The 11,479-nt window shown below is 50.2% G+C and carries 10 protein-coding genes and 1 other RNA gene; 3 read left to right on the top strand and 8 right to left on the bottom strand.

The window, feature by feature from the left end; genetic code table 11:
• Positions 1 to 312: 312 nt before the first annotated feature.
• A complete protein-coding gene (locus tag IQ235_RS07900; RefSeq protein WP_264320935.1) occupies positions 313 to 1,947 on the top strand; it encodes a DUF6930 domain-containing protein in 1,635 nt (544 codons plus the stop codon).
• Positions 1,948 to 2,024: 77 nt separating this feature from the next.
• Here the strand turns inward: IQ235_RS07900 and IQ235_RS07895 are convergent, their stop codons facing one another.
• The gene (locus tag IQ235_RS07895; protein WP_264320934.1) at positions 2,025 to 3,974 is read right to left on the bottom strand and encodes a hypothetical protein; all 1,950 of its coding nucleotides are present in this window, start codon (positions 3,972 to 3,974) and stop codon (positions 2,025 to 2,027) included.
• An 88-nt stretch (positions 3,975 to 4,062) separates the two neighbouring features.
• Between IQ235_RS07895 and IQ235_RS07890 the strand changes: the two genes are divergently transcribed.
• Both IQ235_RS07890 and IQ235_RS07885 read left to right on the top strand, forming a co-directional pair.
• Complete coding sequence (locus tag IQ235_RS07890) at positions 4,063 to 4,338, top strand: hypothetical protein (RefSeq protein WP_264320933.1); 276 nt, start codon at positions 4,063 to 4,065, stop codon at positions 4,336 to 4,338.
• A 179-nt stretch (positions 4,339 to 4,517) separates the two neighbouring features.
• A complete protein-coding gene (locus IQ235_RS07885; protein ID WP_264320936.1) occupies positions 4,518 to 5,702 on the top strand; it encodes a GNAT family N-acetyltransferase in 1,185 nt (394 codons plus the stop codon).
• Positions 5,703 to 5,859: 157 nt separating this feature from the next.
• On the opposite strand, the gene IQ235_RS07880 is transcribed toward IQ235_RS07885, so the two are convergent.
• The 7 genes from IQ235_RS07880 to IQ235_RS07850 form a co-directional block, all read right to left on the bottom strand.
• Positions 5,860 to 6,264, bottom strand: a complete 405-nt coding sequence (locus tag IQ235_RS07880; protein ID WP_264320932.1) for a hypothetical protein — start codon at positions 6,262 to 6,264, stop codon at positions 5,860 to 5,862.
• A gap of 293 nt (positions 6,265 to 6,557) precedes the next feature.
• Positions 6,558 to 6,815 (bottom strand): CRR7 family NDH-1 assembly protein, encoded by a 258-nt coding sequence (locus IQ235_RS07875; protein WP_264320931.1) that lies wholly within the window; start codon positions 6,813 to 6,815, stop codon positions 6,558 to 6,560.
• A gap of 38 nt (positions 6,816 to 6,853) precedes the next feature.
• Entirely contained in the window at positions 6,854 to 7,435 is a 582-nt protein-coding gene (locus IQ235_RS07870; RefSeq protein ID WP_264320930.1) for a slr1658 family protein, read from the bottom strand.
• Between the two features lie 890 nt (positions 7,436 to 8,325).
• Complete coding sequence (patX, locus tag IQ235_RS07865) at positions 8,326 to 8,571, bottom strand: heterocyst-inhibiting protein PatX (RefSeq protein WP_264320929.1); 246 nt, start codon at positions 8,569 to 8,571, stop codon at positions 8,326 to 8,328.
• An 88-nt stretch (positions 8,572 to 8,659) separates the two neighbouring features.
• Entirely contained in the window at positions 8,660 to 10,009 is a 1,350-nt protein-coding gene (locus IQ235_RS07860) for a four-carbon acid sugar kinase family protein (RefSeq protein ID WP_264320928.1), read from the bottom strand.
• A 126-nt stretch (positions 10,010 to 10,135) separates the two neighbouring features.
• Positions 10,136 to 10,535, bottom strand: an RNA gene (gene rnpB / locus IQ235_RS07855) — RNase P RNA component class A.
• A 160-nt stretch (positions 10,536 to 10,695) separates the two neighbouring features.
• A partial coding sequence (locus IQ235_RS07850) for a glycosyltransferase family 4 protein (protein WP_264320927.1) occupies positions 10,696 to 11,479 on the bottom strand: 784 nt, incomplete at its 5' end.

The following is an 11,479-nucleotide window of genomic DNA, read 5'->3' as shown; positions in this document are numbered from 1 at the left end:
CAAGATGCGTGGGGCGTTCAAATCCCTCTGCCGGAGACGATCGCACCCCGTGGAAGTTCGAGCGATCGCGCTAAGCATCTCGGGGCTGACGATCGCAATCAGCGACTTTTTGGAGGGTGAAGGGGGAGACGCGCAGACGCAGAGACGCAAAGACGCGGAGATAGAGAAAATTTAAGTCCCCATTCCCTGTAACAGAAAAAAATAGACCCTCCAGAAGGGGTAAGAGTCCCCCAGTGGTAAAGTGTAAGAACGAACGGGAAACTGGAGTACGAACCTTCTTCCCCATCCCCTATTTCGGTTGACGCGCGATCTATGACAACACTCCCTCAATCTACCCTTCGTCGCCTGCAACAACTGCCGCCAATGCCCTGCGTGTGGGAAGGCGATCGTCGTCCGGTTGCCGCTCGGGACGATATGGGGGTTCCGGCAACCGGAACCCATGGCGAGTGCATTTTATGGGTGGATGGTTCTCAAGGAATCGTGCGAGCCGTGGATATGGTTTCTGAGGAAACAGGTTTAGAAGCGATCGTTCGGGTGCTGTTGCGGGCGATGGAGCATCCCCACAATCGGGCGCAACCGGGGCGACCTCAAAAAATCGTCGTCAGAGATCGGGAAGTATTGTTTTTCCTGCGAGGGGTTCTTCAAGATCTCGACATCGCCTTAGAATACGTACCGGATTTACCCCTCATCGATGAAATTTTTCGCGGGTTTCAAGAGGTAGCAGGCGTTCGCCCGCCCCAACTTCCGCCGCAATATTCTCAGCTCCTCGATCGCAGCGCCGGCGAGATTTGGCAAGATGCACCTTGGCATTTTTTAAGCGACCACCAAATTATCGGCATCGAACTCAACCGATGGGATATCGAAACTCTCTACGCTTCGGTACTCGGAATGCTGGGATTGGACTATGGTATTTTGTTCTACCGTTCTGTGGACTCATTAAAGAAGTTCCGCGCGTCGGTGATGGAGCGGGACTCGATGGAGCAGCTCGAAGCGGCTTTTTTGAGTCAAGATTGCTTGTTTTTGACTTACGAAAGCCTTGAAGAAGAATTCAACGAAGACTCCCACGGCGATTTGGCGGATTTACCCTGGTCGGACATCGAACCGACTTTCGGAAATTTGCACCCTCTCGAAGGACTGCGCTCTTTTCTCTACGACGATGAAGCCATGGCGATTTGGGTCACCCTCAAAGCCTTGCATCGTTTTTTTCGATCGTATCATCGCAAACTCAATGGCGATACCTTCGAGTCTTGCCAGGGAACATATAAAATTGACTTGCCCCCAGAGATCCCGTCTTCGCCTTCCTCAATGCAGGTGAGCGTCTCGACTCTACCGGATCTGGCTGCGGAGCTGTTCGATATCGTTCGAGATGGAGAAAATCGAGAAGATCGGTTCGAGGAGTTTGCATTGCCCCTTCTCGATGAAGATTTGGTTCCTCCCAAGGCTTTACTGGGCTTAGAGGTGATGCCGTGGACTCAAATCGAGTCCTTCCGTCACACCATCGGACTCCAGGTCGAGATGGAAATTCCCCAAACCGGGCGGGGATTGCCAGTGCTGACCGTTCAAACAACCCGCCCGAAAGCCAAGCGGTTGATTGAGGAGATTGTTGCCGCTGGCGGACTGCGGGGACTGTGCTTCAACCCCGGAGAAAATCCCCTCGAAGATGAATTCTACGATTTGGGAATTCTGCAAACCCACGACGAGCAATTACATTTATTTGGAGAGTTCGATCGAGAGGATAATGGATATCTGCGATCGCGTCAGCAATGGGAAGTGGCTTTGGAGAAAGCCCAAGGGTATTGTGGTGTGATAGTGGCGATGGGCGCGACGGGGGCTTCTCGGGGCAACCCACAACCCAAAGATATGATGGCACTGTTTACCCTTCGATCGATTACGCCCGAAGAATTGGGCCTCGGCCCGCTGCAATTAATGCCAATGCTTTCTTATTAAGCAAATAGATATCTCCCGAACGGACTTGTATAACGCTATATCTATTTGGCATTGCGAGCCGATCGATACAATTTTAATTAAGATGGATCGGTTAGAGGATCGCCGAATTCCCTGATTTCCACCAGCGGTTTCTTTTGTTCCAAAGTTGTCGGAGGATCGATTTCAACAGGATCTTCCGGCGCGGGTTCTGGGGTAAACTCGGGAACGAACTCCTCCGTGTAGGTTTCGGTCGGTGGTTCGGTTTCGATGTATTGAGGTTGAGGTGCGGCTGGTGCGGCTGGTGGGGCATTGAGAAGAGCGACCCAATCCTGAATTTGAGTCTGAGCGCGATCGTACAGGTTACTATCCGGGGGGATTTGCTCGGCAATGGCGATCGCGGCAGAGAGATCCGACCACGATAAATCTTGTGCGATTCCCCACAATTGCTGGCTCCACTGCTCGATATTGCGATCGGCTTGAGATCGCCAGATGCTTCCGGATGAAATTTGACTGGCCGTGCGAATGGCCGAGGCTAAACCTTCTGAGGTTCCAGCACTGGCTAGAGCGTTGGCATCGTCGATATTTTGTCGATCGCTTGCCTCAGTCTGCCAATTGTAAATCGAGTCTTGGGCCTCGCCGTAGAGGGGACTGGCTTGGGAAACGCGAGCTGCTACTTCAATGGCACCAGAAGTATTTCCCGAATTAGCTAGGGCTTGGGCTCGATTTAAAATCGGACGATCTTCTTGGAGGGCGATTTCTCCTTCCCAGCGATCGATAAACTCCCGAGCTTCCCCATAGAGCGATCGCGAAACTCCAATTTGCCGGGCCAGATCGATCGCCTCGCGCAAAGATTTGACATCACCGCGACTCGCCCGTTGTCGTGCTTGGGTGAGGGTGGGTCGATCTTGAATCGTTTCGATGTCCCCTCTCCAACGCTGCACTTCTTCCTGAGCGATATCCCAGAGGGGATTATCCGTAGGAATCCGTTGGGCCTGGGCAATCGCCGAGGTCAAATCGCTAACACTGCCGGTTCGGGCAAAATCGCGGGCGCGTTCGAGGACGGCGACTTGCTCGATGGATTGCTGCCAGCGAGCGATCGAGCTTTGCGCTCGACTGTAGAGGGGGTTGTCCGGACCGATGCGCTGGGCTTGTTTGATGGCATTTTCCAAACTGCCCACCGTCGGTCGCCAGGATTGGGATTCGGCACGGGCGAGGGTAATAAAGGCTCGCGCTTCCTCTTTGAGGTTAGTACTTTGGGGAATGCGGCGGGCGATGGCGATCGCTTGGGATAAATTGCGCGCCTCCAGAGCCGCATCAGCCAAGTTCATGATGTCTCGCCCGTATTCTTCGATGGATTTGCGGGCGGTCTGATAAACGTAACTATCAATGCCCACTTCTTCGAGGGTTTCGATCGCTTCGGCGAGGTTATCCACCCCCCCACTCCCGGCTAAATCTTTGGCTTTGGAAATTTTTCCCGCATCTACCCGCGCCGCTTGAATGGTAACGGTTGCTTCTTGATACTTGGTGGTTTCCCAATAAGTGTTCCTCACCGCGAGGAGTTTAGTCGCATGACGAAAGGCCGTCGCCCAGTTTTGCTGGCGCAGTTGATCTTCAATATCCTTGTAAATCTTTTCGGCATCGGTCCAAATCGTCTGCCAACTTTCGATGCGTTCTTCGATCGCTTGGGCGTTAGCACGAGAGCCTTCGCTGGTGGGTACTTTACGGGCGATGGCGATGGCTTCGGCAAGTTTCCCCCCGTGGAAGTTCTCCTCGGCAATATTGAGGATTTCCTGAGTCCACTCTTCGAGACTTTGGTTGATGGTTCCTCGCAAAGCGTGCTCGGCGGGTAGAGCATCGACCAAGGCGATGGCTTCGAGGAGGTCGTCAACGGTTTTTTTCTGGGCGGCAACTTGGGCGCAGTAAAGGCGCATTGAGGCTGAAGCCAGGGGCCAGAACATCGACGGACAGTTGGGCAGGGAGGGAAGCTTTAACAGCAGCGCCACGGCGGTAAAACCCGCACCGCCAAAACTCAGGCAAACCAGCAGCACCCAGACCTGCCAGCTGGGCCATTTGAACGAGCGTCTAGTTCGTCGATTTCGAGGTGGCGAATTCGTTTTGTCTGATGGAGAAGAGGCAATGGCTGCAGGAGGGGGAAGCGTGCCGACCGAAGACGAAGACTTGGCAAAAAAAGTGGTGGTTTCCAAGTCTCCAGAGGTGGCAGTCGCCCGATCGATTTTGGCGCGATATCCAGAGTTCGATCCATCCGATGGGGATGTCGGGGATTTGCCGTTTTCGTCCGCATCCGATGGTGCATTATCCGCCCACCAGTCGGGAATTTCTCGTTTGCTCGTCATTACCCACACCTCACTACTCGTCTTCGCCCTAGTTGGGGCTGGGAACGTACAATCGTAGACATCGTACCCTTCTTACTGCTAAAAAGCCAGACTCGGACTAAAGGATTATTCGATCGAGACCCGACTACACCGCCAAGATCGCCGATTCCAGAATTGAGTTCGCCATCGGCAGACAAAAATCCATTTGTCGTTCACACTCTAGAAATAGCCAACATCGATCGTGCCTTGCAATTGTCTATGCTAGAACAACTCAAGCCCAGCTATTCCGTTGCCTGGATTAATAAAATTGCCGATGTGCCAACTCAGGCATGGGATGCCCTGGCAAAACCCTTGAAGACCCCTTTTTTCGAGTGGGATTGGCTGCACGATATGGAAATTTCGGGCAGTACCACGGCGAAAACGGGTTGGTTGCCCAATCACTTGACCGTGTGGCGCGATCGCACTCTCGTTGCTGCCGCACCACTTTACGTCAAAGGTCATAGCTATGGAGAGTTCGTTTTCGACCATCAATTTGCTGAGTTGTCCGAGCGTTTGGGCATTGAATACTATCCCAAACTGTTGGGGATGAGTCCGTTTACGCCAGCGGAAGGTTATCGATTTCTGATGGCACCGGGGGAAGATGAGGAAACGCTAACATCGATGATGATTGCCCAAATCGATCGATTTTGCGATCGCCACCAAATTTCGGGATGTCATTTTCTCTACGTCGATCCCGAATGGCAGCCGATTCTCGAACGCAACGGGTTTAGTCAGTGGCTGCACCACAGTTATATTTGGCAAAATCAGGGATTTGAGACGTTCGATGACTATTTAAAGGTGTTTAATGCCAATCAGCGTCGCAATATCAAACGAGAACGAAAAGCGGTGACTAAAATAGGTTTAAAACTGCAAGCGCTGACAGGAGATGAGATTCCTCTGTCAATGTTTTCTTTGATGTCTCGTTTCTACGAAAATACTTGCGATAAATTTGGCTGGTGGGGAAGTAAATATCTCACCCCCAATTTTTTCGATCGGCTTTATGACAATTACCGCCATCGCACGGTTTTTATTGCCGCGTACGACGAACTCGACGAGACTCAACCCATAGGGATGTCCTTTTGCCTGACCAAGGGCGATCGTCTTTACGGTCGCTACTGGGGCAGTTCTCGGGATATCGACTGCCTGCATTTCGATGTTTGTTATTACTCCCCGATCGAATGGGGGATTCGTAATGGCATCCAAACCTTCGATCCCGGTGCAGGAGGACGACACAAAAAACGTCGCGGCTTTCCGGCTACGCCTAACTACAGCTTGCACCGGTTTTATAACCCCAAACTCCGACAAATTTTGCTGCCGTACTTACGAGAGGTCAATCAAATGGAACAGCAGCAAATTGATGGCATCAATCAAGATTTGCCCTTTTCTCGGGAATGGTGCAAATAACGCTTTTCTAGAGATACCCCTTTCTTTTGTTTGAAATGGAATCTCCAAAAATTCCATCAAAAAAGAGCCAAGCTTTTAGAACTTGGCTCTTTTTTTAGATGCTAGATAGGTAGACGAAGAGACCAGGAGTATAACTTTTTAATTCTCCCCCAGACTCCTATGGATTCGTTGAAATTGATAAGGTATAGTTTTCGTCAGTTCCAACACGATCGCCGACGAAAATCGAGTAAGTTCCCTCCTCCCAATATCCCGACTGTTGGGGATCTCGCGGAGCGCAAAATTCTCCCCCCGGCCCTCTCACCAACAGCGTGAGGTTCTCGGCACCATCCACCCACACTCTAAGATAGTCGAAGTCATCCGTGAGGACGAGTTCGTGGTTTGGGGTTTCGGAAATATAGCCGCAATTGCCGCTGTTGGATGTTCCGCCGGCAATACCGTCAACCGTCGTGGGTTCGGTAAATCCCGGTGATAGCTCCAGGGTTTGGGCGACAGCCGTTCGAGCGGTGACAAGCCCAATGGCGATTGCGATCGAAATTGCGAAGTAGCGCGTGAATCTGTTCATGGTGTTCTCCTCGGGTTAACAAATGTACGATTGACCCGGTAATCTACTCAGAAATTCAGGTAAGTGGCCAGCAGTGCCGTTCTGATTCGCGAAGATTTGAAAAAATAGGTCCGGGGACTTTCGATCGCCTATTGCTTGACTCTCTTTTCCTTGGGTTTTCAGCCTCATTTCGCCTCGTTTTGGCTGGAAATACAATTGGAATTGAGTGGTTCTGCGATCTTTGTCTAATTCAATTGTCGCGCTCCTAGAAAGAAAACGAAGTCGGGGTGTGACACTTGCGATCGCTTGCCCCCTTATTTTTCTAAGCGGATGGCGTACCACTGCAACAGTTTTCCAGCACTCAATTCAAACTCGCAACAGTTTTCGACAAGATGTTGGGATTGGTCTTCTAGAGAATTCAACGTTTGTAACTCTCTAGGTAAGCGATCGGTGTGATTTTTTAAAACGGTCTTTAATTTCTCTCTCAATTCGTCAGCGGATAAAATTTGCTCGGGTGAATTTGCTTCTAAGAAAACAAAATATTCTTCTGCATACATTGAAGAGTCAGACATTTTAGAGAAGAAATAATGAATAAATATTAACAATGTTATTATATTTCGAGAGTCACCATCGTTGTCACTTGAGTCAATTCTGGATTATCTTTCATTCTCTCGAATTTCCAGCCCAGCTTTGCCATATAGTCAAGAGCCATGGTCAAAAAACCGAGCTGGGAACTCATTTTATTCTCGCAGACAACACTTTGTTCGATTTGGTTGACGTACAGTTTCTCTAGATCTGAATCGATTAGTTTTTTTAAGAAATCTTGAAAGTCATTTATCGTTTTCGGTTCGATCGCATTTGTCGTCAAAAAGATGACTCGATCGGGAAGTAAGCGAAGCTGAATACTAACCGGATGAGAGAGTGCTTTATAGTTAAACTTCATTGCATTTTCGAGTAACTCATTTGCAATGTAGCTAATTGCGTCTTTAATCTCACTAGGAGAACGATCCGGCGATAGAAATTCCCCATCTTCTGGGAAAAAAGACATTAAGTAATCTGATAGAAAGTCGGCAGATAAACCATTATTTCGCCATCGCTGACGAATGGGAACCGAACTCGGAGAAAAGCCGACAACGATATATTCGTGAGTCTCAGGTAAGTCTTCATCAAAGTACCCAAAGATTTGACTCATGGTCGCTCCGTATTTTTGGCATACTTTCTCTATTGAACCATCCAGACGATCTCGCCCCGTCGGTTGCGGTGAGTGATTTTCACCGCGTTTTCGATCTTGGCTCAATAGAACAAGTGGAGAGTTTGCTCTCAAGAGAATCTACGAACTCTTTTATTATAGGGAACACCCGAGTCCAGGGGAAGAGATTTGGGGGGGTGTGCGATCGCGATTGAGAGATCGGGATTGACAAACTTTCTTCGAGCCAGCAGAATACCCGCACCCGCTCATACCAAGCTGGGTTCGCTAACAAAAGTTTCGGAAATGTCTAATCAATCCGAGGTTGGATCGAAAAACAAGACTCAAGACTGTAGACCGTGGTTGAGTTTCAGGGTTCCACCCCACCGAATCGCTCGCAAAACCCCCTCACCAATCGAAAATCATCGCAAAAAAACTCCCAGTCCGGCGTTGTCATCGCCCGATTGGGAGTTCTCAATCGCGTGTCGGGTTTTGCAGACCGAACAAACATCTGCTTTCGAGTCGTTTCGATCTTCTTTTAGTCGTCCACCACACTGGTTTGGACGATCGGGTGCAGTGCCCCCGTGCCTATCCCGTACCGGGTCAACGATGGGGGAATTACCCCGACAAAATTATTCGCCATAATTTCTGCGATCGAGTACTAGTCGCAGAGATGGTTCCCGAAAATTTCAAGAGCGATTGCTTTGAGTCAAATGCATTTCCCACAGACTAAAATCAATGGTCTGGACTGGTTTTAGAAGCGAGTCAATCGGGTGTTCTATGGGAAACGGGTAGCTTGTGAAGAACTCAAATGAGGAAAAAGTTTGCCCTCAAACCAACGAGAAACCGATCGCACACAAGGCTATATTCTTGGCTCTGGAGATTGCCAGAGGCGGTTAAAGGCTTTCTCCGACAGAAGAACTCGGTACGTTTGCATCGCGAAAATTGCGCCGTCCGCTGCCGCGATAAGGTTTCGCATCTTGGCTTTGGTCGGTTTGAGCCGAAAGTAACCCCCGACTGGCATAGGAAGAAGCGATTTCGGGGGTGCGATCGAGTTGAGCCATTGACGCCAAGGCGGCACTGACAACAAAACCCGATAGACACAGGGAACGAAAGGTCAACAGGGAACGAAAAGTAAACATAAGCATCCCGCAGAAAGTTTGGTTAGGGTATCTAACTTCCTAATACGGGATGCTGGTGGCGATTTCAGGACGATGTCCGTCCCTGACTCTAATTCGCTTTTGACTTCGCTTTTGACTGGCTCAAACGTCGATATACGATCGCCAAACCGTCGCGATCTCCCACATTTCCAGGAAATAGCACCACGGGTAAATTAGGAAATTGGGTTCCTCGGGCAGGGGTACGCACCACCGAACAGCCCGCTAAAATTTGGCCCAACAGCCGCGCCGTTCTCAACTTCAACCCATCCGAGAGGACATCGTTGGAGGTAATTCCTCCTTTACTAATCAAAAAGCCAATATCTTCGGGTAACCCGCGCACGATATCCATTAATAATGCCGACACGGCAGCACCAAATTTCAAGCGAGTTTGCGTATCTTCAAATGTCAACTCCTGACGACTGGTATAGACAACTGGCGTTTGTCCCTGACGGTAAACGGTGCCCACTCGTTCGAGAATGTCCGAGAGTAAACCAGAAACCGCGTCTGTCTCCGTCTGGCTATCTTGCAAGCGGGCAACATCCACCTCAATCCCGACGACATCCGGTTCTTGCAGCAGCCGTTCGAGTTGTTGAGTGGTTTTTTGGACGTGGGAACCCACTAAAACCACCCCCGGCTTCCCTCCTCGAACGTATTGGGACATGGCTTCGGGTTCGATGGGTTGTTTGCCCAAACCCGCTAGGGAAGTGAGCAAACTGGCGGCACTGCGGAACAGAAACCGTTTGCCCTGGCTGGCGGCGGTGAGTAAGTCGGCGGCAAAGCGATCGAGATCCGCCTGAGTTTCGGCATCGACAACGCCACAGCAGTTCCCCGACAACTTCATCAATCTTTCCACGGTGCCCGATCGAATATCGGCAAGCAAAAATCGCTCCACCTGACTGGTCTCAATGCGGCCCTTCGTCTTTTCTTCTACGTAATCTGGCAGGTAGCTGTGATGGTATCCAAAGACAGAATCGCGCGCAAATTCCGTTTCCGCCACTGGCGTTTCCACTCCATCAATCAAGAGGTAATGGATGCTATCTCGGGTAATGCGTCCTCCTTCAAAAAACGCTGGGGTGAGGAAGTGAGCGTCAAAGGAGCCTAACTCCTCGGCGATGGCGTCAGTTTCAATGGGATAATGCCCTCGCAGCGTGGAATCCGATCGACTCACCACCAAAAAATCTTCGATTCCCTCCGCTGCCAGAGCGGGTTTGAGGTTGCGGCACACCTCTCGCGTCACCGCTTCTGCATCTTCGGGTGTCAGCGCCCGCGTATTGGTGAGGATAAAGAAAATCGGCGATTCATCGGCTAACCCCAGCTTCAGGGTGGCTTCATCCCATTGAGTCAGAAGCAAGCAGCTATGGACGGTTTGGGAACCTGTTGGATCGTCATCGAGTACGATTATCTTGGGTTGGGCATTCATGGAATGGTTCTGGGAGTTCGAGTTCGGTAAAACGCTGACGATCGATCGCCAGAAGCGACGAGGAGAACGCGGCTCGCGATTGGCATTAACTTGACGATTAACACCCGAGCATCACGACAAAAAGAGTAGAGAAAGCAGTCGTAAGCCGGGTTCTGTTCTCCTAGCCGAACACAGCCAAGAGGGCAATTATCTATCTGGGACGCTTGTTACCAAGCACCTCGAGCGGTTCTTTTCGGCGGAACCGGTAAAAGACCAACCGTCGTTCCTTCGACCTTGCACCCAACCGGGGTTTACCGAGCCAGCACCTCTCGATGCTGCTGGTGCGCTCTTACCGCACCTTTGCACCCTTACCTGTGAAGGGATGAAACCATCCCCACCATCGGCGGTATGTTTCTGTGGCACTCTCCTCACGGTCGCCCGCACTGGGCGTTACCCAGCAAGTCTGGTCTTTCGGGAGCCCGGACTTTCCTCAAGCCGGAGGGAACGATTCGCTCCACTCTAGCCTGCAATCGCCTCACCTACTTTCTCTATTTTCATATGGTAGTTGCTAATGGTTCGCGACGGGCAGATCGCGGCTTGTGTATCGTGTATTAGACATCTCCATTAATTTTCAGTCCCGATTCCCGATTCCCTGGTCACTGAGCCTGCCGAAGTGCCCCATTCCCCAGATATCTATTTTGCCAATCTTACGATCGAACAAACCGGTGTTCATCGAGAATTGACTGAATTTGGGGAAACATTTCCCGATTTTGAAACCATTTAGCCCGGTTTAATCCTTCGATACGTAAGGTTTTTTGAAGCTCGAGATTCGTGGCGACTCGGTAGATTCCCTTCGTAATGCTCTCGATATCCATAGGGTCGATATAATAAGCTCCATCGCCACAGACTTCCGGTAAAGAGGCCACCTGAGAAACGATCGCCGGACATCCGCAAGCCATCGCTTCGAGGGGAGGAATGCCAAATCCTTCGTAGAGAGAGGGAAAGATAAATGCGGTTGCCGAGCGATACAACACCGCTAAATCGGCATCGGAAACATACCCCAAAAATTTTACTTTTTCCTGAATACCCAGTTGTTGGGGTAAGTCGGTTAAGGTTGTATCTATTTTGCTAGGTTTCCCGACGATCGCTAAGTCTAAATCGAGCTGTTTGAGTTGGGCAAAAGCTTGAATCAGTCGGCGTATATTTTTGTAGGGCCGCGTTTCTCCCACGCAGAGCAAGAAGCGATTTAAACGATATTTGCTAAGGACGTGACTGTCTTGATATTTATAATTCGAGTTGAAGATATCCGACCGATATCCTTGATAAACCACATGAATGGGTATTCGATCGCAGTTAAAATACTGTTCTACATCTTTTTTTGTCTGTGCGGAAAGTGTGACGATCGCCCTTGACACTTTTACCAGTCGGGACAGAATATATTGGGAGTAATATTTAACTCTAGGGTACGTCTCGGGGAAAAATAATGGGAGC

This window comes from Zarconia navalis LEGE 11467 (genome assembly GCF_015207075.1).
GTDB classification, from domain to species: Bacteria; Cyanobacteriota; Cyanobacteriia; order Cyanobacteriales; family Geitlerinemataceae; genus Zarconia; species Zarconia navalis.
The sequence above is the reverse complement of the archived record's forward strand: the minus strand, read 5'-3'. Positions and strand labels throughout refer to the sequence as shown.

Bases quoted from the DNA above. Each gene is read 5' to 3' on its own strand.
- IQ235_RS07880 (WP_264320932.1), bottom strand. From the start codon at position 6,264: ATGAACAGATTCACGCGCTACTTCGCAATTTCGATCGCAATCGCCATT.
- IQ235_RS07875 (WP_264320931.1), bottom strand. From the start codon at position 6,815: ATGTCTGACTCTTCAATGTATGCAGAAGAATATTTTGTTTTCTTAGAA.
- IQ235_RS07900 (WP_264320935.1), top strand. From the start codon at position 313: ATGACAACACTCCCTCAATCTACCCTTCGTCGCCTGCAACAACTGCCG.
- patX (WP_264320929.1), bottom strand. From the start codon at position 8,571: ATGTTTACTTTTCGTTCCCTGTTGACCTTTCGTTCCCTGTGTCTATCG.
- IQ235_RS07890 (WP_264320933.1), top strand. From the start codon at position 4,063: ATGGCTGCAGGAGGGGGAAGCGTGCCGACCGAAGACGAAGACTTGGCA.
- IQ235_RS07885 (WP_264320936.1), top strand. From the start codon at position 4,518: ATGCTAGAACAACTCAAGCCCAGCTATTCCGTTGCCTGGATTAATAAA.
- IQ235_RS07870 (WP_264320930.1), bottom strand. From the start codon at position 7,435: ATGAGTCAAATCTTTGGGTACTTTGATGAAGACTTACCTGAGACTCAC.
- IQ235_RS07860 (WP_264320928.1), bottom strand. From the start codon at position 10,009: ATGAATGCCCAACCCAAGATAATCGTACTCGATGACGATCCAACAGGT.